The organism is Providencia sp. PROV122 (assembly GCF_028482365.1).
Classification (GTDB): Bacteria; Pseudomonadota; Gammaproteobacteria; order Enterobacterales; family Enterobacteriaceae; genus Providencia; species Providencia stuartii.
Map to the genome: position 1 here is coordinate 16306 of NZ_JAMPQI010000020.1, position 20909 is coordinate 37214.

General features: G+C 40.1%; 24 protein-coding genes. 15 read left to right on the forward strand and 9 right to left on the reverse strand.

Annotated features, from left to right (window positions below):
• Position 1: 1 nt before the first annotated feature.
• A complete protein-coding gene (locus PSE69_RS14935; RefSeq protein ID WP_121875272.1) occupies positions 2-1519 on the forward strand; it encodes an MFS transporter in 1518 nt (505 codons plus the stop codon).
• A gap of 15 nt (positions 1520-1534) precedes the next feature.
• Here the strand turns inward: PSE69_RS14935 and PSE69_RS14940 are convergent, their stop codons facing one another.
• The 9 genes from PSE69_RS14940 to PSE69_RS14980 all read right to left on the reverse strand — a co-directional run bounded on the left by PSE69_RS14940 (position 1535) and on the right by PSE69_RS14980 (position 7063).
• Positions 1535-1972, reverse strand: a complete 438-nt coding sequence (locus PSE69_RS14940; protein WP_040132643.1) for a YbaY family lipoprotein — start codon at positions 1970-1972, stop codon at positions 1535-1537.
• 17 nt (positions 1973-1989) lie between these two features.
• Positions 1990-2418, reverse strand: a complete 429-nt coding sequence (locus PSE69_RS14945) for a winged helix-turn-helix domain-containing protein (RefSeq protein ID WP_004926207.1) — start codon at positions 2416-2418, stop codon at positions 1990-1992.
• 329 nt (positions 2419-2747) lie between these two features.
• Positions 2748-3248: a hypothetical protein gene (locus PSE69_RS14950; protein WP_121875121.1), complete on the reverse strand. Its 501-nt coding sequence runs from the start codon at positions 3246-3248 to the stop codon at positions 2748-2750.
• Positions 3226-3876: a hypothetical protein gene (locus tag PSE69_RS14955; RefSeq protein ID WP_121875120.1), complete on the reverse strand. Its 651-nt coding sequence runs from the start codon at positions 3874-3876 to the stop codon at positions 3226-3228. The genes PSE69_RS14950 and PSE69_RS14955 overlap by 23 nt, the downstream gene beginning before the upstream one ends.
• A complete protein-coding gene (locus tag PSE69_RS14960) occupies positions 3854-4408 on the reverse strand; it encodes a hypothetical protein (protein WP_004926214.1) in 555 nt (184 codons plus the stop codon). Before PSE69_RS14960 ends, PSE69_RS14955 begins: the two co-directional genes overlap by 23 nt.
• Positions 4392-5153: a type III secretion system inner membrane ring lipoprotein SctJ gene (sctJ, locus tag PSE69_RS14965; protein WP_004926218.1), complete on the reverse strand. Its 762-nt coding sequence runs from the start codon at positions 5151-5153 to the stop codon at positions 4392-4394. The genes PSE69_RS14960 and sctJ overlap by 17 nt, the downstream gene beginning before the upstream one ends.
• A gap of 3 nt (positions 5154-5156) precedes the next feature.
• Complete coding sequence (gene sctI / locus PSE69_RS14970; protein ID WP_014657099.1) at positions 5157-5456, reverse strand: type III secretion system inner rod subunit SctI; 300 nt, start codon at positions 5454-5456, stop codon at positions 5157-5159.
• Positions 5457-5507: 51 nt separating this feature from the next.
• Positions 5508-5849, reverse strand: coding sequence for a type III secretion apparatus needle protein (locus PSE69_RS14975; protein WP_040132644.1), 342 nt, complete (start codon positions 5847-5849; stop codon positions 5508-5510).
• A gap of 11 nt (positions 5850-5860) precedes the next feature.
• Positions 5861-7063, reverse strand: coding sequence for a PrgH/EprH family type III secretion apparatus protein (locus PSE69_RS14980; protein ID WP_121875119.1), 1203 nt, complete (start codon positions 7061-7063; stop codon positions 5861-5863).
• Positions 7064-7259: 196 nt separating this feature from the next.
• Here PSE69_RS14980 and PSE69_RS14985 point away from each other — a divergent pair, with 196 nt between their 5' ends.
• From PSE69_RS14985 to sicA, 14 genes are all read left to right on the forward strand, one after another.
• A complete protein-coding gene (locus PSE69_RS14985; RefSeq protein WP_004926225.1) occupies positions 7260-8036 on the forward strand; it encodes a helix-turn-helix domain-containing protein in 777 nt (258 codons plus the stop codon).
• Positions 8026-9714 (forward strand): type III secretion system outer membrane ring subunit SctC, encoded by a 1689-nt coding sequence (gene sctC / locus PSE69_RS14990; protein WP_036942370.1) that lies wholly within the window; start codon positions 8026-8028, stop codon positions 9712-9714. The genes PSE69_RS14985 and sctC overlap by 11 nt, the downstream gene beginning before the upstream one ends.
• Positions 9705-10829 (forward strand): type III secretion system gatekeeper subunit SctW, encoded by a 1125-nt coding sequence (sctW, locus tag PSE69_RS14995; RefSeq protein ID WP_004926232.1) that lies wholly within the window; start codon positions 9705-9707, stop codon positions 10827-10829. Before sctC ends, sctW begins: the two co-directional genes overlap by 10 nt.
• Complete coding sequence (locus PSE69_RS15000; RefSeq protein ID WP_121875117.1) at positions 10822-12891, forward strand: EscV/YscV/HrcV family type III secretion system export apparatus protein; 2070 nt, start codon at positions 10822-10824, stop codon at positions 12889-12891. Before sctW ends, PSE69_RS15000 begins: the two co-directional genes overlap by 8 nt.
• Positions 12892-12902: 11 nt before the next feature.
• Entirely contained in the window at positions 12903-13310 is a 408-nt protein-coding gene (locus PSE69_RS15005; protein ID WP_121875116.1) for a type III secretion system protein, read from the forward strand.
• 3 nt (positions 13311-13313) lie between these two features.
• Positions 13314-14606 carry a type III secretion system ATPase SctN gene (gene sctN, locus PSE69_RS15010; RefSeq protein ID WP_036942361.1) on the forward strand — a complete coding sequence of 431 codons (1293 nt, stop codon included), beginning with the start codon at positions 13314-13316 and terminating at the stop codon, positions 14604-14606.
• Entirely contained in the window at positions 14606-15061 is a 456-nt protein-coding gene (locus tag PSE69_RS15015; RefSeq protein ID WP_121875115.1) for a hypothetical protein, read from the forward strand. The genes sctN and PSE69_RS15015 overlap by 1 nt, the downstream gene beginning before the upstream one ends.
• Positions 15033-16481, forward strand: coding sequence for a SpaN/EivJ family type III secretion system needle length determinant (locus PSE69_RS15020; RefSeq protein WP_076914772.1), 1449 nt, complete (start codon positions 15033-15035; stop codon positions 16479-16481). The genes PSE69_RS15015 and PSE69_RS15020 overlap by 29 nt, the downstream gene beginning before the upstream one ends.
• Before the next feature lie 2 nt (positions 16482-16483).
• A complete protein-coding gene (locus PSE69_RS15025) occupies positions 16484-17410 on the forward strand; it encodes a FliM/FliN family flagellar motor switch protein (RefSeq protein ID WP_004926246.1) in 927 nt (308 codons plus the stop codon).
• Position 17411: 1 nt separating this feature from the next.
• Positions 17412-18077, forward strand: coding sequence for an EscR/YscR/HrcR family type III secretion system export apparatus protein (locus PSE69_RS15030; protein ID WP_036942351.1), 666 nt, complete (start codon positions 17412-17414; stop codon positions 18075-18077).
• A 14-nt stretch (positions 18078-18091) separates the two neighbouring features.
• Complete coding sequence (gene sctS, locus PSE69_RS15035) at positions 18092-18364, forward strand: type III secretion system export apparatus subunit SctS (protein ID WP_004926250.1); 273 nt, start codon at positions 18092-18094, stop codon at positions 18362-18364.
• The gene (sctT, locus tag PSE69_RS15040) at positions 18361-19164 is read left to right on the forward strand and encodes a type III secretion system export apparatus subunit SctT (RefSeq protein ID WP_036942348.1); all 804 of its coding nucleotides are present in this window, start codon (positions 18361-18363) and stop codon (positions 19162-19164) included. Before sctS ends, sctT begins: the two co-directional genes overlap by 4 nt.
• A gap of 12 nt (positions 19165-19176) precedes the next feature.
• The gene (locus PSE69_RS15045; RefSeq protein WP_040132647.1) at positions 19177-20280 is read left to right on the forward strand and encodes an EscU/YscU/HrcU family type III secretion system export apparatus switch protein; all 1104 of its coding nucleotides are present in this window, start codon (positions 19177-19179) and stop codon (positions 20278-20280) included.
• Positions 20281-20394: 114 nt separating this feature from the next.
• Complete coding sequence (gene sicA / locus PSE69_RS15050) at positions 20395-20907, forward strand: type III secretion system translocator chaperone SicA (protein WP_014657088.1); 513 nt, start codon at positions 20395-20397, stop codon at positions 20905-20907.
• The last annotated feature ends 2 nt before the right edge of the window (positions 20908-20909 follow it).

Genomic DNA, 20909 nt, shown 5'->3' on the forward strand with positions numbered 1-20909 from the left:
GATGAGATTAGCAATATTGCAAAATAGCAAAGAAACTAATCCGCTTTTTGTTGTGATATCCGTCTTTATCGGCGCAATATTGTCGACGTTATTTGTACGCATGTTCTCTTTATCACTGGCGGATATTCGAGGCATTTTTGGGTTAGATGTACAAGAAGGCACATGGATTAATGTCTCTTTAAACGCTGCGCAATTAATCAGCATGACATTGACGCCTTGGTTTATGGTCGTGCTGGGTGCCGAAAAAATATTAATGAGTACCAGTGCCGTATTGTTGGTGAGCTTTCTCTCTTTTCCATTAATAGGGGAAGGTGGGGATCTATTTACTGCATTAGTCTTGATCCATTTTGTTATTGGTTTTTGTTTAGGTGTGTATTTACCGATGACAATTTCATTGGCTTTACGAAACCTACAACAGAATGTTTGGTTAATCGTTATGGCCGCGTATAGTTTGCGCGTCTCTTTGGGGATGGATGCGGGGGTCGGAATTTCAGGATCTTTTATTGAAATTTTTGGCTGGCAATGGATGTATTGGGTCTGTGCTTGTTTTGCCTGTTTAATATTTATCTTTGCATGGAAGGGAATGCCATTAGTCGGAATTAACCATGATTTTTTGGCCCAAACAGATTGGGGAGGCATGGCGCTGAAAAGTGTCAGTTTGGTTCTACTGTATATTGGTGTTGTGCAAGGTGAAATGTTGGGTTGGTATGATTCAGGCTTGATCACCGCTTGCTTAATCGCGAGTGTGGCTCTTTTTGCTATTTTTATTATTCGTGCATTCTCTTTTAAGCAGACTTTTGCTCACCCCAGCTGGTTAATGAATAGAAATTTATTTCTTTGTTTTGTCGTTTCCTGTTTATACGGCTTTTTGATGCTAGCAAATTCGCTGTTTATTCCCTCATTTTTAATCACAATTGGGGGATTAAAACCTCATCAGATAGGCGAAGTGACGAATATTGCTTTTATTTCATACCTATTGTTTAGCCCGATCGCAATTTGGTTAGCTAGACGAGTGGACTCGCGGTTATTAATGATCATCAGTGTGTCTATTATTGGTGGCGCGAGTCTATTGGGAATGCAGGTTGATTATCAGTGGCGAGTTGATGAATTTATTCCATTAATGATCATGCAGTCTTTTGGGGAGTGCTTGGTGCTCATTGGCTTAATTGCTTCTTTTGTGGTCAATATTAAGCCGCAAGATGCATTAAATTTAGGCGCCTACATTTCTATTGCGCGCGTATTGATGCCTGCAATAGCAGGCGCATTAATGAACACTTATTTACGAATCTCTTTTGATGAGCACTTTGAGGCAAAAAGAGCTTTTATTCAGACTGGGGAGCAGAAATTACCCACAATGGATAGCGTGAATATGAGTTTGTCTCTTATCAGTAGAGAAGCTCATGTTGGCTCATTCATTGATGGCTTCGCCATTACATTAATGGTTGTTATCATAGTATTAACCTTATTAATGTTTATAAAACCCGCACCAGAGAATAACATCGTCCCTGGGGGGAAATAAAAAATGACAGGTGATTTATTGGTTCGCGACAACGGTCAGTGAAATTTTATCAGTATTATTTTTAGGAAATGGGCTAATTTGCTCGGTCATCATAATTAGCTCATTATTTTTTTCTACCCTTGCACTAATACCTAAGTTGTTTTTTCTAATAATTATGTCTGGAGGGAGTGCAACACTAAATGCAATAGTGCGTCCAGCTTCTTTAGTTTTAAACTGAAAGTTATCATTTTTAGTACTTTCATTATCATTTTGTTGTAATGGTGAAAATGACAGAGTAATAATCGATTCATTTGGTATATCAATATTTTTGGAATAAATATTACCTTGTAAACTGATTGCGTTTTCTTTATTACTAAGGTTATGCGGTTTTTTCACACAACCAGATAGAAAAAAAGCGAGAATAAATAAAAATATTGATGTTTTTAATCTTTGTTTATAATTCATAATCTTCATATTGATACTCTTTATCTTTATAAGATAGTGCGATTAAATACTTTTTGAAAGAAACATTGAATATATGAATAAACCCCTTTCTTTTGGTGGTTGAATAGCGCATGGCTAGCCTCCGATTTAGTGCCCGTATAGAGGATGCCGACTCTAGGCAGCGTCATAATTAGGTTTTCATCAAGCTCCATTTTTTTGAAAGAGAGGCGTAATTGTCTGACTAATTTGTAATAACTACTTTCAGTCACAATTGTTCCACGTTTTTCCCAGATCTCATACATAATTTCTCGTTTACTGCTGGTTTTATTCAGTAATAATTTCAATAAGCATGATTCATTCTCTGAAAGATTAATCGTTTTCTTCCCCCGAGACAGGGTTCGCTTAAGTGGGTCATAAACAACATGTTCAGATAAAATAATAAGAGGTTCTTGTTCAATTTGTTCAGTATTATTCATATTATTTTCCGTAAATATAATTTCATCGACAAGTTATTCTTCCATATCCTAACGTTCAATACGTCGTGCCACAATATAAAAAACGACACACTATAAGATATTTATAAAAAAAAGACGATTTTTAATAAAAACTCTCTGTTTTTTTAGGATGACTTAATTTATAACTTTACGACGCGCTATATATATCAATTTTGTATATTGATTTTTTATATTTTTCTATGGAATGTTTTGGGTTAAGACTTAACATAAAAATAATATATTAAGTCTATGAGAAGGTGGGGATATTAAAAGGAGTGACGCTTTAAGTGTGCTATAACGAATTTAATTGATTAATAAAATTTGAACTCATCATCTTGGTCACCCTCTAGACTAATACTACTGATACTATCATTCATCTGGTTGATAAATGGCTGAGTCATCAGGTTAGTTGCATTAACTCGATATAAGGTTTTTTCAAATGTTGCTTTGAGTTGTTCTTGATCAGCAAATGCGTCGGGAGTTTTTAGTCGTTGCATTGCTCCAGTAATAAACCGCTCTTTTGCTTCATTCGTTGAGTTGGCGAGTTTTTTATACAAGACCAAAAAATTGGCTCTGCGCGCTTCGTTATTTGTGTCATCAATTTTTAATTGACTTAATAATTGATTGATCTCGGTATGTTCAGCATCAGTTAATACAATATAGCGCTCTTGAGATGCTGTCGGTTTGACGGTGGTAGATTTTGTGTGCCACGCATCACTCACTTTGGTTGTAATATTGAGGCGATTCGAACCTGTTGATATTTTTTCATCCATTCCTACGTTGAGTCTATTAAGCGTTAGTGGGGATATCATTACAATCTCCTTGTTCGATCAAAGCCATGATGTGCTGATAGGCTGATTTTCTCTCTGCTAAAATTTGGCAGCGGGCCGAGACGGATAATATTTGAGGCAAAATCTGCTCGGCGGCAATCGTCGGGGAAAAATGAATGACTTCATTACCTATTTCTAAAGCAATATCCCCCTCTACACTGGGTAAGATTTTTAGACCCGCCTCGATATGGTTAAACATGTTTTGTAACCTATCAGGTAAATACAGTGTGATGGGGCGTCGCTCTTGTTGCTGAATGAGGTATTTAGCAATGATTTCTTGTAAGTGTGGATCATGAAAAAGCGCAGAAAGTTGCTGCAATAACGTTTCTTGGCTTTGATTCACGGCTTGTTGATAGCACTTTTCGCTGATCTCAATGCTTTCAATTAATTTAGACAGGAGCTGTTTTAAGCCATCAGAGTAGCCTTGCTGATAGGCAATTTTGTGAATATGTTCCACCTGTTGCTGAGCTTGTTGATAACGCTCTGTGGCTTGCTGTTGAGCTTGTTGTTCAATCTGTTTCACATAGCGAAACGCACGAGTAGCATGATGTTTAATCAATACTTTTTCACATGCGGTTTGTTGGATATCAGGCTGTATTTTTTCTGACATAACGGCAAGTTTCTTCAATGATATTCCAAGGTAGCATCGCGTTAAACGATGAAGGGATTAGCGCTAACGTTTGATTGCTGAACATATATTTTAACCTCTCGGTATAAGCACGCCCGAAGGGAGTGATATAGGCGAAAAGTTGTTCAGCCCCAAGCGCAAGTAAATGTTGGGGAGTCGGGCTTTCTCTATCAGTGCACTGCCAGAGTGGGTCACTGTATTTGTGGCGTAAGTCGGAAAAAGCCGCCAACTCTCCCCACCAAGGCAGCGCGCCTGAATGTAAAATAGCCCCTAATCCGAGAGCGACTTTTGGGAGTTGATTCCACTCCATCGACAAAATACGAGGTAGCCGTGCCGTTGTGCTATCAGGCCAAGGCAAAAGATACTGTTGGATCAACTGCTGGTTATGCAGTTTTTTTAACGTTGCAGGTAATCGATGATAATCAACATCACTGTATTCTAAATGGAAATAACTCCCCGGCGCTAAGAAGATATCTGCTTGCAGAAGTGGATGAATATTATGCAATAGTGTCATCGATTTTTGCCTCTATAGCGGCCTTGTCTTGATCATCTCTATTTTTCAATGATTGCTGGCGGTGCCAAAGGAATATGGCTAGGCCAAGAACAGCGGCTCCCCCGAGCGTCAGTATGGCAACCCAAATAGGATTAAATATTGATTCAGGTTCAGTGCGAATTTGATGCTGTAAAGGTGGGCGGCTGACAATCACCACAGAAACATTGTCATAATTGGTTTCTGCAAAGCTACTGGTTAGGAATAGTTTGATTTTATTCATCATCAATTTCGGGTCTTCATTACCAGAGTAGGTCACTAAACTAGACACTTTTTGCGTCTGCTTAGTCGGGGTATTACCATTCAGAGGGTAACTGACATGCACCCTCGCATTAACAACATCAGGGATCGTTAATAGAGATTGCTCTAAGCGTTGTTCAATCAAGGAGAGCAGTCGAGTGCGTTCCGCCTGTGGTGAAGCAACCAGCGAGTCTCCCGGGAAAGCCTGAATGATCTCCACAGGGTCTTTAGACGGTAAGTTATATTGACGTAATAAATCTACGGCGATCACAAAGTCACGCGGCGATACCTTTATAGAATCCCCTTGTTTATTATCTTGTTTACGTGAAGCTTCAACGCCATGCTCTTGTAAGATGGCTAGGACTTCATTGCTCTGGCGTTGGCTAAGATGACTGAGTAAGAGTTGGTTATCACACCCAGCCAATAACCCGACGAAGGTAATTAGGATTAATTTCTTCAATGTATTCATGACTTATTGGGCTTTTAGTAGAGTATCAATAGCACCTGTGGCTTTATGGGTGAGGGTCGACACAAAATTGAGGCCTAAACTGTATTGGGCGATTGAATTTTGCATATTCATCACATCAATGGGATTGCTAACATCTATGGTATCGGCTTGGTGAAAAAGGGCCTCTTTTTTATTTTGTACTTCAACAGAATATTGTGCATAAAGAGATCTAACCGTACTTTCAAGAGATTGAGTCGATACGCTGTCAGTAGTATTATCTAACATCATTGACATGAAAACGGATCGATTAATAGGCTGTATCATCATAGGCTCCTAAAAGGTAGAGCACCCACAAAGCGATGCTCTATTGTGAAATTAAACGTTACGGATAATGGCTTGAGCGGTATCTTTAATGGATTTCATTAAGTTGCTTTGTAACTGTCTTGCCATATTGTAGCTACCACTTAAAGCGGTAATTTTTCCGAGAGTCAGTGGGTTATCGACTTCTAACTTTACCGTCTTACCATCAGGTGTTGTCGTCTTACCATCAAGTATGTCTTTTAATTCATCGGCGAACTCTTTGGCTCGGTTACTGACATTCGCACTACTGCGATACATCATTCCCCAGTTTTTATCACCAGCCACCGGCGTTTCGAATGCGGATGACTCCCAATTACCCGTGTCTTTATTAATACCTGGAATACCTGAATCTGACATATATCACCTCATTAATTAATTGTGTTTGAATTAAACGACCAATGGTTATGGCCTAAAATAATAAAACCCTGATCGTTACGGATAAATGATTTCCCTGTTAGTTGATTCGTTGCCAGAGAAATTGAAAACTGAATATGCTGATTTCCCCATTGATTAATAAATTGATCCGCGAGCCGAACAGTAGACGATATCTGTTTATCATCCAAACTTCCTTGAACAATAAATATGGTCATATTATCTTTATCAACTCGTTTCCACGGAACGTTACTTTCTGTTAATCCTATTTCCGCCTTTTTTATCAGTTCGTCTAAATTGACGGTCAAAATTTCACTGTTTTTATAGCAGCCAAGATAACCTTTCATAATATTATTAATGATTTTTTCATCCTTAGTGGTTGCCTGTTTATTGGCTTTTCTAACAATAGGGTGACAAGGATTACTTAAATCAACCTTTAATAAACTCGGTACGTTTTCGGAAATTTTATTCTCAATTTCACTTTCCAAATGAGCTATTTTTGTTATCTGATACTTTTCAGAATAATGCTCTTTTCTTAGGCGTTGAATACTCCAGTCGACGTCACGCTGAGTTCGCACTAAAATTAAGGTTTCACCTTGCTGGTTCAGAGTCACAATGATGGGATAATGGCTGCCTTGTAGAATGTTTTCGACAGTGTTTATCTTTTTTAAAGAATTATTTCCAGAGTAGTATTGAATAACTAGAATTATTGAAAAAATAGTTAAAACAAATAGCCCAAAGAAAATAAATTTTTTCTTGGTTAATTTGGATTCCAGTATAGGTTGATTGCCATTTTCAATACAAATTTCAGGTAATGCAGGCTCACGAGTTGATAGGTTCCATGGTGCATCAATTGGTTTTATTGCAATAGGAAATGTGTCGGCCAATATTAATTCTTGAAAGGGGATAGGAATAGACTTTGATTTCATACCATCATTGATATGAAGATAAAATATTGGTTCATCGGCATCATTGATATGATCATTCGAACCATCCTCTGTTGTGATAGCTAGTTCGTAATGTATTGATTCACTAGGGATATAGTAAGTCATAAGCCCATCATTATCGACCTCCGTGTGGTATTCAACATTCGGGTCAATAACAATCAAATGAGCGTCAGCAGTTAACATTAGCTCATGTCCATTCATGGGGCCGCTAGCAATTTTCATTATACAAGCGCGGCTATTTGTATCTTTCATAAAGTAAATTCCAATGACAAGAAATTGGCGCTAGTAAAACTGATAACTGCATTTCCGTCAGTAGAATTTATCTTAATCATTCTGACCTATTATGTTAGATATCGAGTATGAGTTATTCCGGATTATTCCTTTGTGCCATGATGCATTTTCCGCCATTTTAGCGCTATTGATTCTCTTTAGATAAAGTAGAAACATCATGGTGAATACAAATATTGCGGCATTACTTGAAAATAAAGAAGGCTGCTTCTCTTTACAAGACAGCTTAGTTTTAGCGATACCTAACGCTGAGGAAACAGCGTTAATTTTTCATTCTCCCTATTCGGGTAAAAAAGTAGAGGTAATGGGGCAATCTTTATTTGTATTCCCATCATCAGATATTACTTCTATTAATAAAAAGGGCTGGTTTATTCATTCAATGCTACTTTCTGAGGTCATTGAAGTTCTTGCTGTTATTGATACCGCAATGGGGCAATCATTTCTTGCAGAAAACGAAATAACCTCATCAGATAATAAAGAAGATGAAGTTATTCATCTATCAAGTGATATTTTTTCCGAATATTCAATAAAGAATATTGTTATTGATTTGATTATTCAACGGCAACCTCAGTTTTATTCATGGTGCAATATATTAAGGCGCTATGAAGCATACGGCATTATGCGTTTTTTACTTTCTGCCGCCGAAAAAGATAAAAATGCCAATATTAACCAGCTATGTGCAAGGTATGGCGTGTCGGCTTCTTATTTTAGGCAGCTATATCGAGAAAACTTTAATAAAACAGCAAAAAGAAAAATTATGAGTGTGCGAATGGCGTCAGCCATTTTGAAATTAATTGAAAGCGATAATTCAATACTTGATGTTGGGTTGGAAGCGGGTTATTGCTCCGCATCGCATTTTACTAACGATATTAAAAAAGAGCTAGGGTTAACTCCCTCTGATATTAGGCACCTTGGAGCAAAATTATATGAGCAGTAAAAGAGGCGGAGTGATCTTATTGTCACTCTTTTTACTGAGTGTGGATCATAGTTTAGCGCAAACGACAGTGATCACAGCAGAGCCGGTTAAACAAGAAATGGGTCAGGAGACCTTTGTCGCCAATAATATTGCGGTAGGAAAAGTGTTTGATTCTATCGCTGAGCGACTGAATAAGCCGATTATTCTCAGCAAACTTGCGGCACAAAAACGCATTACAGGTAATTTTAATTTAGCGAATGCCGATGAAATGTTTAAAGCATTAACTCGCCGTATTGCGCTGGTTTGGTATGACGATGGTGCAGCGATTTATGTTTATGATAATAGCGAAATGCGTAGTGCAATTATTCCGATGAATAATGCCAGTAGCCAACAAGTCCTCAATTATATTAAGAAAAATGGGATCTACGACCCGCGTTTTCCTGTCCGTACTCAAGGGGAAAATAGCCTGCTATTTGTTTCTGGGCCGCCGTTATATGTTGAATTGATAAAAGCCGCTACGCTGTATCTTGATGAGCAAGTTAAGCAGGAGTCGTTATCTGGGGGAGAGTTGGCAGTGATCCCCGTAAAATATGCTTCTGTGACAGATAGAAACTATGCGTTGCGCGGTAATAACATCACGGTGCCGGGCATGCTGTCAGTTATCAGTGAGCTATTCAAAGATACGCCGACCGGCGCCGTACCGACGCAAAAAATAACTCCCAAAGAGAAGGTTGGAGATGATATTGATGCCTTGATGGATGCACCCATCGGTGAAGCTTCTGAGTCTCTAGCGACATTTAGTCACTCTTCATCATCAAATGTGCCTTTTTCTTTGGTGGCTCACCCTGATAGTAACAGTCTAATTGTTAAAGGTTCCCCTGAACAAATTCGTTATGTTCGCCAACTGGTTAGAACGTTAGATACGCGTCGCCGCCAAGTTGAGCTATCACTGTGGATTATCGATATCACGCGTAGTGAATTGGATAATTTAGGCGTCAATTGGGAAGTTGGCACGATTAATACGGGGAACACGGCATTTTCTTTTAATCGCAGCACGTTATCAAACAGTACGGATTTTCTGTTACGCGTTGATGCCTTAAGCAAAAGCGGTAATGGCCATATTGTTTCTCGTCCTGTTCTGCTAACCCAAGAGAACATTCCTGCCTTATTTGATAACAACACCAGTTTTTATGCCAAGTTACAAGGGGAACGTATTGCCACCTTGGAGCAAGTCACTTACGGCACCATGGTGAGTGTGATGCCGCGTATTTCATCTAGTCATCAAGTTGAGATGGAAGTGAATATTGAAGACGGCGGTGAAAAACAATCAAAAAGTGGTGAGGTTTCGAATGTGGAAGGCCTTCCATCTGTTAATCGTACGACTATCAATACGGTTGCGCGTATTGCGCAAAATAGCAGTTTATTAATTGGGGGATACACCCGAGAACAAGTGGTTGAAAATGAAAGTCATATTCCTTTATTGGGGGATATCCCACTGATCGGCGGCCTCTTTAGTCATACCTCCGTTAATAAGCAAAAAATGGTGCGATTGTTTTTGATCCAACCGCGTTTATTGGACGAAAACGAAGTATGGGATGGGCGTCAGTTCTCGGAAAATCAGCGTATTAAAGAACAAAACGGGCAGTTGCACAGTACCGTTAAATTTTTGAAAACCTATATGGAGCAACCATGGCAATAACGCCTTTGGGCTTTGGTTCCCGCATAGTCAGCAGTTCACATGAAAAGAGTCGATCATCAAAAACCAGTGATGATTCGGACGAAGTATTGCGCGGTCAAGGGGTTATCGATAGTGCTGGGGAATATGCCTCAATGTCGATGTTGGCGGCGAGCCATGTAAAAAAAAGTGGCTCTAAACAAGGAGAAACCGAAGATTGGATGCAATTTGCTGAGCGCATCCTTGATGAGCATGCTGATGAAACCATTTTACATGTTGAAAGTGCGCTTAATCGGCAGTTTATGACTCCTAAAGAGCTAAGAGCATTTTTATTGCGCTTTTTTGCCGACCCTAGCGATTTGTTAATGGCGCTTGCGGCCTTAATCAATCGAGGGAAATTGAAGGCTGAGCAACTCGAACAACTAAAAGAGCTGGAGCAACAACTTAACGCTGAGGATAGCGATAGAAGCACTCAAGCGGGGATAAATATTGCACTGGTTGCGAAGGCGTTTGCGCAAAAAATTAAGCAATCCGCAGGGAACTTACGCATGTTATATCGTGAGTTTCTTAGTTATGACGGCCCTGTAGTTTATCTATATGAGCAGTGGGTTGAGGAGATGGAAAGCCAAGAGCGCGAAAATATTATGCGTTATTTAAGCAGAGCGCTGGCGTGTGATCTACAAGCCCTGCCATTGGGCGATATTAATATTAGTGAATTTGGTGATTATTTTCTCCGTGTAGGGCGGTTACGTGAATTGCAGTCACTTGAGCATGTGTTCACGCAACAATTTTTCCAATCGGGGCTTTTTCGGCAGCACAGCCAACTGATTAATTCTGAGTTTGCTAAAAAGCTCAGTCAGCTCTTTACCAGTGGTATTCGTAGCCAAGCGCAATTTGAAGAGAATTTGTTGTTATTTATTTCATCACAGTTAGGGGCGATGAGCACGGACTTACGGGCGCGTTTTTTACAATTATTAATTTTGGCATTTGGAACAATACCCACCGCAATTTTTCAATCATTGGAAGCACGAGAAGAGCTGCTCAATCAATTGAAAATATATATGGACTATGTGAAGGCACAAGAGGAAATCATGATGCGCAACGGTTTGCTAAATAAGGAACAGAAACCGCATGAATAAATTTACGGGATTTCTTTTGGCGATCCGCAATCGCCCAGAATTGATGGTCTTAGTTATTATGGTGATGGTCATCGCCATGCTGATTATTCCATTACCAACAATATTGGTCGATTTATTAATTGGCTTGAATATTATGATATCGGTGCTCATTTTTATGAGCTCTTTCTATATTACTCGCATATTAAATTTTCAATCATTCCCTTCTATTTTATTAATAAGCACATTATTTCGTCTCGCATTATCTATTAGCACGAGCCGCTTGATTTTATTGGAGGCTGACGCGGGCGATATTATTGCCACCTTTGGTGAGTTTGTGATCCAAGATAATTTAGTGGTCGGTATGGTGGTGTTTGCCATTGTGACCATAGTGCAATTTATTGTGATCACGAAAGGGTCTGAGCGTATTGCTGAAGTGGCAGCACGTTTTTCCCTCGATGCAATGTCGGGTAAGCAAATGAGTATTGATGCCGACTTACGGGCAGGGGTGATTGATGAATCGACGGTGAAAGAGCGGCGCGGTGACTTAGAAAAAGAGAGTCAATTATTTGGTTCTTTTGATGGTGCAATGAAGTTTATTAAAGGGGATGCGATTGCAGGGATTGTCATTATTTTTGTCAATCTGATCGGGGGAATTTCTGTGGGTGTTGCACAGCAGGGCATGGATATGTCATCGGCTCTGAATACATTTTCACTCTTAACCATCGGTGATGGTTTGGTGGCACAGATCCCAGCACTGCTTATCTCTATTAGTGCAGGCTTTATTGTGACTCGCGTTGGAGGCAATGATAAAAACTTAGGTCAAAATATCGTTTCTGAGTTATTTGCGAATAATTTTACGATTCTTATTACTGCCTTCATCGTTTTATTTATGGGGTTCCTGCCGGGTTTCCCTACCGCTATTTTTCTCTTTTTAGCCTCTTTGCTATCAGTACTATTTTTTGTTCGTTTTTGGAAAACGCGTAAAGAGAAGAATAAGCAGATATCACAAACTGAGCAGGTGAGTGTCGATTCGGAAGTCACCGAAGGGGAAACACAAAGGGAAAATAGCCGTTTTGAGCCTGAATATATTCCTGAAACCTTGCCGATTATTATTTCGGTTAATCAGCAATATAAAAAACAGCTCGAAGAAAAAAACTTTTTGTTTCGTATGAAAAAGGATGTGTTTGTTCGTTATGGTTACCGGATACCCGATATTGCCATTAATTATTCACCTATCGTTCCAGATAACAAAATCATCATTTTAATTAATGAAGTTAAAGCAGGTGAATACGATATCTGTTTCGGTGGATTTCGCTTATTAACCATGAGTGATGAATTGGAATATTTAGGCATAACGCTGACTCATTTTACTGATGAGTATGGCGCAATTAGCTCTTGGTGTGGCAAGCAAGATCACGAACATATTGAACAGCTTGGTTTGATGGTGCGCGATGATGTGACCGAAATGATTGATTGCGTTAGTACACTATTGCTGCGTCATATTAATGAGTTTTTTGGGATCCAAGAAACGAAAAACTTACTAGATGATTTAGAAGGCAAATACCCTGAGCTATTAAAAGAGTGCTATCGACACGCGACGGTGCAAAAGGTGACAGAGGTTTTCCAGCGTTTATTAATGGAGAAAATCTCAGTGCGTAATATGAAACTCATTATTGAAACTCTCGTGCAATGGGTACCAAGAGAGAAAGATAGCTTAATGCTCGTTGAACATGTCAGAACCTCAATGGCGCGCTATATCTCTTCCCGTTTTGCCATTGATGGCCGCTTAAATGTGCTTATGGTGAATTCTGTTTTTGAAGACACCATTCGCCAAGGCATTCGTCAATCTTCTGGGGGAGTCTATTTGCATTTAGAACCAGAAAAGACCAATGAATTAATTCAAGCTGCCGAGCTAGCCCTCGAAAATAGCCATTTATCTATTCGAGATATTAATGTGCTGGTGCCGGTCGATATACGTCGTTTTGTGAAAAAAATCCTTGAAGGACGCTTTCCTGAATTAGAGGTGCTCTCATTTAATGAGGTATCTGAAATGGTGAAAGTGAATATTATTAAGACAATATAAGGAAATTTCTTATGAAATACCGCTTTGTAGAAGCATTAAATACATTTTTAAATTCAATGGGCCGTAGTGATCTAATTAATCCGCAACTCGACTGTCATTCAAATATTCAATTAGAAATGAATGACTCGCCAGCGATTAATATCGATCTTTCTGGTGATGATTTAATTATTTGGTGTCACCTTGCTGAATATAGTCCTGCAAAATTTGATTCAATGGTGCATATGCTACTGAGCATGATCGTGGAATATTCACCTCGCAATTTTCAATTGGGGCAACCGGCATTGAATCTTATTGATAATAGCTTGGTGCTTTCGGCTGTGATGAAAGAGTCAGCCTTAAACGATACTCAACAGTTTGCTGACAGCTTTGAAGAGTTCTTTGAGCGTAGTAATCAATTCCAAACAGTATTAGCTAATTAAATCATGAAGCTTTTTGATTCTTGCGCGCACCCTGCGCGCATTCATGGCTGCTTAATGGAAGCCCCTTTGCAGGGAGTTTTTATTGGTGAGATCTGTGTTGTTGAACGCTCGATAACGTCAAAAGAGCGCATAGCAAAAGCACAAGTCGTGGGGTTTAAAGAGGGCTTAACTGTGCTCAGCTTAATTGGTCGAGCACAAGGGTTAACGCGTGATGTGGTGATCCGCCCAACGGGCCTACCTTTCGTGTTTGAAATGCATGAGCAGCTTGCCGGTAAAATTTTTGATGCGGCGGGTGAGCAGGTTGGTGTGCTCGGTCATACAGCCGAAACAGCGTTCTGCCCTGACTCAAGACTAATGCGTATTGATAGTCCACCCGCGAGCGTGACATCTCGGCGTCCGATTGATGAACCACTTATCACCGGTATCCGTGCGATAGATGGCTTATTAACCTGTGGTCTTGGGCAGCGTATTGGTATTTTCGCTGCGGCAGGAAGCGGCAAAACTTCATTAATGAATATGATTATTAACCACGCGAAGGCGGATATCCATGTTGTTGCTTTAATCGGTGAGCGTGGCCGAGAGGTCATTGAATTTATTGAGGAGTTACAAGCCTCTCCTCATGCAGCCCAAACGGTGCTTATTTATGCCACTTCCGATAGCCCACCGATAGAGCGGTGTAATGCGGCGTTGCTTGCTACGACAATCGCGGAATATTTCCGTGACCGTAATCGACATGTCTTGTTATTTGTCGATTCAATGACACGTTACGCCAGAGCATTACGTGATGTTGCTTTGGCGGCGGGGGAACTTCCAGCAAGACGAGGCTACCCAGCGTCGGTGTTTGAGCAACTGCCTATGTTGCTTGAGCGCCCAGGTCGTATGCAGCAAGGCTCAATTACCGCCTTTTATACCGTATTGCTAGAAAGTGAAGAAGAGTCAGACCCTATTGGTGATGAAATTCGCTCGATTCTTGATGGGCATATTTATCTTAGCCATAAGTTGGCGGGAAAGGGGCATTACCCAGCGATTGATATTTTGCACAGCATTAGTCGTGTATTCCAAAAAGTCACGACGGATACACATCGCCAAGCCGCAACAAAAGTGCGTGATCGTCTATCTAGGCTAGAACAAATTCAGCTGTATTTGGAGCTTGGCGAATACCAACGTGGGGAAAGTGAAGACAACGACAATGCTTTGGATAAAAAAGAAGATATTGAACAGTTCTTGCAACAAAAGATGGATGAAGCTGAGCATTTCGAAACTGTATTAAACCGCCTCGACTATTTGGCTTCCTGATGATTAAAAATCTTCTTACGTTAACGGAAAGACGCCTTGATCGCGCTAAACAGGAACAATGGCAAGTGCAGTCAGCAATCCGTGCGCTACAACAACAATTAACGGATATTCAATCGCGTATTGCGATATTGACGACACAAATCGCGTTATATGAGCAATCCGCCGAACTGAGCAAAATGGCTTTTTGGGAGAGCCAAAGGCTGAAAGCCGCTTTGCTCGCGGAAATTGCTCATCTTCAATACCAAACGGAGTCAATTAATACGGAAATGACTCGGTATGAGCAATCACGAAAAAATATTGTTGTGCGTATGTTTGCGTTACGTAACAAGTGCGAGAAATTCCAAAATTATCTCAAGCAGCAACACCGTGCTCGGCGTTTAAAATCGGAACGTCAGCAACAAAATGAAATTGAGGAGTTGTCCGCCTATGGCAACAGTAAAACTGGCGTTGAATGAACTGAGTACTAGGGTAGCGGAAAACCATGCTGCCTTCCCATTAGCAAAAGGTAAACAACCCGATAGCAAGTCGCTAATTAAACAGCGTATGGCGGAGGTCGCTTCGAAGAAAGCACAAACGTCGCCACCACAAAAACGACGCAAGAAAGAAATGGAAGACAGCTTAGCGCTATTATTGGCGCAGTTACCTGTGCACCTACGCCATACTGAAACGGCGGAAAAAATGATGGCATTTTGCCAATTGGGTATCAATGCAACGGCGGGTGTGAAAGCTGCCCAATCACACCGTGAATTACCCGTGATAGAAGCATCGCTGTCACATAGGGCGCTACCGATGACAGAAATATCGTCGGACAGTAAGGGTGATTCGACCGATAAAGCGCTTATTGATGCGCCATTAGTTCCTAATCATGTTGCGATTGGGCAAGGTGTTATCGGGAAAACTCACTGGCAACAAGAGAGCAATCGGTTATCAAATACTGCTGAAACGGTCTCTGTAGAAACCAATGCAAATTTATCTATCTCTGCAAATACAAATAAAAATGTGGTGAGACATCAAGCGTCAATAACAGCTTTAGCGCCTCAGCCAAAAAAATGGCAAGGAGCAGAGCACAATAAGCACGCATTGCCGCCATCAACGCAGATTAAACATCGTGAAGTAGAGCAAAATGATTTGCATATTCACCATGAAACCCATCATGAAATGCCAATACCGCTAGGCGTAAAAACAACGTCAGTTACTCGAGAGGCGATGTCTGTATCCCCCCTCTCTTTCCAAGCGCCAGCGCTATCTCTGCCTACGCATGAAAGCCGGATTTTGCCTCAATCCGAAATAACAGCACGACCAATGTCACCGTCACCATCTGTGGCTTCTATTTCAGTGGCAGATCAGGGGCAGTACAGTACGCCCTCCTCATTGCCGCTTGTGCAGCCAACGCAATCACAAAAAATAGATGAAGGCGATACAGTGCCTGAGATTAGCCAGCCATATCCGCAATTGGAAATCGATGACTCCCCTGATTGGGTGATACCACCATTAGCCACTACGACTTGCAATGAAAAGGGGCAAATAGCTCCGATGGTGCAATCTCGTCAACCCACAAATAAAGCAAATTCCACCCTAGATATGGGCACAGAAGCGATGGCGGCAGCGACAGAGAATAAAGTGACACAAATTGAAGGAAGCCGCCTCACTTATACCTTTAATCAATGGCAGAACAGCCCTTCGGTGACATTTGAGTTAGCCACTAGAGGCAGTGAACTATTGGCTACCACCACTAGCCCGGAAGTTCATCGTGCGTTACATGAAAATCAGCACCTTTTACGCAGCGATCATCCGTTATCAATTCGTGATGAAGAATCGCGTCATGAGCGACAACGCCAACAAAGGCAACAACAGTCTGAGCAAGAAGATCATTAATCATGTTGAATATTCGCCGTATTAGCCAGCGAGCACTCCAAGTACGCGCTTGGCAGCAATGTTACCAACCTGATTTGGAAACCGTCTCCCCCAGACAGGGGGAGCGCTATTTCCAACTGACGTTAATCAGTCACACGGAAAAAGTACCAGCACTGGTCAATGTGGAACGTTGGTGTCACCACCATTGGCCCGCTTTCACGCATTATGCTTGGAATAGCATTGATGAGGATAACTTAATCAGTCTATTTACGACTGAAAATCGTGGAATGCGCTTTTTCTCCGAGCATTTCCGTTGTGGTTCACTCGAAATTATTGATGATAGCCCTGCAAAGCCTTGGTTGTGTGTGCAAGAGCCGGCTTTGGGCCAGGTGTTGTTACCTTCACCAATAGAAGGGCTAGCAAAACAATCAAAACAACAATTTGCGTTGCATAAGCTTAAGTTACAAGCGGATTGGGTATTGGGCTATAGCTATATTAGCGCAAAACTTCTGCAATCTATCCAGTTGCATGATGTGTTTTGTATTCAGCAATTACTGCTGAATATGTCAATCGCAGGGCGCCCTTTTGCCCGTTTTCAAAAACAACAAGAAGGTCAATTTATGATTGAAGAGACGATCGCCCCTATTGCCGATGAGAGTGCGTTATTACAAGAAGAAACCTTTTCAGATGAGGTTGTGAAACCATTCGATGTGAATGCGATGACAATCAAATTAACGTTTGTACTTGGTCAGACTGAAATTACGCTGAATGAGTTAGCCGATATTCAGCCGGGAGCCGTATATTCGATTGGTGAAAATAAAGAGCGTGAAGTCAAAGTGTATGCCAATAAGCAGCTCATTGCTGAGGGAGAGCTGATTTATATCGGTGAGAGTGACGAGTTAGGCTTAGAAATTACTCGTCTTGCTCATCTGGGTGATAAAAGGCCATAACATGTCCATTGTATCCAACGAAATACCCATGTTGGCACTGGTTTCACTGGCCACATTACTGCCGTTTATTATTGCGGCAGGCACCTGTTATTTAAAAATATCGATCGTATTAATCATGGTACGTAATGCCATGGGGGTTCAACAGGTTCCCTCAACCATGGCTTTAAATGGCATCGCGATGTTGTTATCCCTTTTTGTCATGATGCCAGTGGTACAAGACATTAGCCATTATATGCGTGAAGAGAAGGTGGATTTTGGCAATGTGGAATCGGTCGATAATTTTGTTGATGGCGGCTTAGGGCGCTATAAGGCCTATTTACAAAAATATTCTGATCCTGAACTGGTGCAATTTTTCGAATCAGTACAACAGCAGCGAAATGAAGAGCCAATGGATGCCGAAGCGCATTCAGCCACACTATTTTCACTATTACCTGCCTATGCACTAAGTGAAGTTAAGTCAGCATTCGAAATTGGTTTTTATATCTATTTACCCTTTGTTGTGATTGATCTGGTGATATCTAGCATTCTGTTAGCTCTCGGTATGATGATGATGAGCCCAGTCACTATTTCGGTGCCAGTTAAATTGATCCTGTTTGTCGCTATTGATGGATGGTCACTGATTTCGAAAGGGTTAGTGATGCAATATCTTGAATTGGCACAGCAATAACAAGGATACGATGAATGGATGAGATTATTTATAGCAGCAATAAAGCAATGTTATTGATTGTTATGTTATCCGCTATCCCTGTTATTGTGGCGACAGTGGTTGGGTTGCTGGTGGGGTTAATCCAAACGGTTACGCAATTACAGGAGCAGACGCTTCCTTTTGGGATTAAATTGCTGGCGGTGTTTGGCTCGTTATTTATGATTTCAGGCTGGCTGGCAGATAAAGTGATGAATTATGCGTTAGAAGTGTTAACGACAGCCATTCCAGCAATAGGGCTTTTGGGATGAATCAAGAGATACTGTCTTTTTATTCGTCCATGTATTTTACCTTTCAGGAAGGGTTAATCACATTAGCTATCGCTTGGGTACGTATTGCTCCAACACTCTTCTTTTTACCTTTTTTGAGTAACAAGTTACTCAGTAGCGGTATGATTAAAAACTGTGTGACTGTCTATATTGTATTAGGGCTCTGGCCACTGCTATCGACTCATAATCTTCAAGAAGAGCGTGTTGGTTTTATGGAAATAGTGCTGTATGAATTAGCGGTAGGGTTAATCACGGCACTTATTTTAGCTTTACCGTTTATGATAGCGAATATTATCGGTGAGCTGATTGATACTCAGCGTGGTGAAACAATTAGCAGTATTGTGGATCCTGCCAGTGGCAGTGAAGCGTCCGAACTTGCGGTCTTTATTAGTTATATCGTGTGTATGGTCTTTTTATCGCAAGGTGGCATGCTATTATTAGTTAAAACATTTGCACAAAGTTATCAGCTATTACCGTTTGCGGCAGGTTTTTCCCAATTTAATAGTTTGCCATTAGGGGAATGGATGAACCAAATGGTGGTAAAAGCGATTATATTGGCGGCACCTATTCTCATTACCCTATTTATTAGTGAAGCTGCATTGGGGTTATATTCACGTTTTTGCCCACAGTTAAATGCGTTTTCTTTATCTTTAACCATTAAGTCAATTATCGCATTTGCTGTTTTTTTGCTCTATTTTCAGAATGAAGTGCCTGATATCTTGGTTAATATGATTTCAACCTCTCCATTACATGACATCTTTATATTATCGGACCCAGCATAGAGCACATATAAAATGGCAGAGAAAACCGAAAAACCTACCGAGAAAAAAATTAAAGATTCTGCTAAAAAAGGGCAAAGCTTTAAAAGTAAAGACAGTGTTGCGGCATTAGTGTTAGTCGTTAGCGTTTATGTAATCACAGGAACAACCAGTTTATTTGAAATAGCTGGATTGATGAAACGTATTTTGTTATCACCTTATAATATTAATATCAATATATTATTAAGGGAGTTTATTGGTGCTTTTCTAAAAATAGTTATTCCTGTACTACTCGCCTGTTTTATTTCAGGAGCGATACTTTCTTTATTACAAAGTCGTTTCCGCTTAGCAACAGAAGCCATTAAAATTGATTTTTCAAAGCTCAATCCAATTTCAGGGATTAAGAAAATATTTTCACTGAATTCTCTTAAGGAATTAATTAAAGCATTTCTTTATCTGATCGTATTTTCTATCTCGGCCATGGTATTTTTTATTCTTTGGCGGCATGACATTTTCTTGCTGTATCGTAGCACGATAAATGGAGTGATTTATCAATGGGTGGGGCTGTGCGCTACCTTTGTTGTCGTTTTTTTAGCCGTTGCGTTATTTATCATCTTAGTGGATGTGGTCACAGAATTCTTCTTGTTTATTAAGGGATTAAAAATGGAAAAACAGGAAGTGAAAAAAGAGTATAAAGATAATGAAGGGGATCCTCACTTAAAAAGCGCTCGTAAAGGGCTGCATCAGGAAATATTGTCGGAAGAGGTGAAATCCAATGTGCGTAACTCGACTTTTGTGATGGCAAACCCGACGCATATTGCAATGTTAATTTATTATAATAATGATATTGCGCCATTACCTTTTTTATTATTTAAAAGCCATGGATTACAGGCAAAAATGATTGTTCGATATGCCGAGCAACAAGGCGTTCCTGTTGTCCGTGATATTCCATTAGCTAGAAAAATATGGCGCTATTATCGGAAAGATAGTTTTATTGATGAGCATGGTTTGCAGGATGTAATGCGGATCATCAATTGGTTAATTCGCATTGAATTAGAAAAGATGGGAATAGATCTCGATGAAGAATCAATGAAACTAATAAATGAGAGAAAAATCATTCAGGAAGATAAAGACAGTTAAATTAACCATTTGTCGATAATATCGTTTTTTATAAGAAAATTCAGTTTTGAATAGTTATGATGCAATTATTAATGATATTGCGTCATATATCCTACATTTTTATAAGGTGAATATATGAGTAACAAAGAAAAACAGTCTATAGATATGGATGAATTGCTTAATGATGTTACGTCGGCATTAATGTCTGGGGCAACTTATAAAGATATTCATGGTATTTCACAAGAGATGATGGATGGCATCTATGCCTACGCTTATGAGTTTTATCAACAAGGAAAATTAAAAGAAGCAGAAACCTTTTTTCGCTTTTTGAGTATTTATGATTTTTATAATACCGACTATGTGATGGGGCTTGCCGCTGTTTACCAATTAACTAAACGTTATGAAAAGGCCGCTGAACTTTATGCATTAGCTTTTGTATTGGCTAAGGATGACTATCGTCCTTTATTTCATGCTGGCCAATGTAATTTGATGCTTAAAAAAAGCAGTGCAGCACTGCACTGTTTCGAAAATGTTTGTAATAGCAGTACCGATAGTGAGTTAAAAGCCAAATCTCAGGCTTACCTTAATGCATTGAAAAAGAATCTTGAAAAGACTGATTCAGTGCAGAAAGACTCTTCAATAAAGTAGAG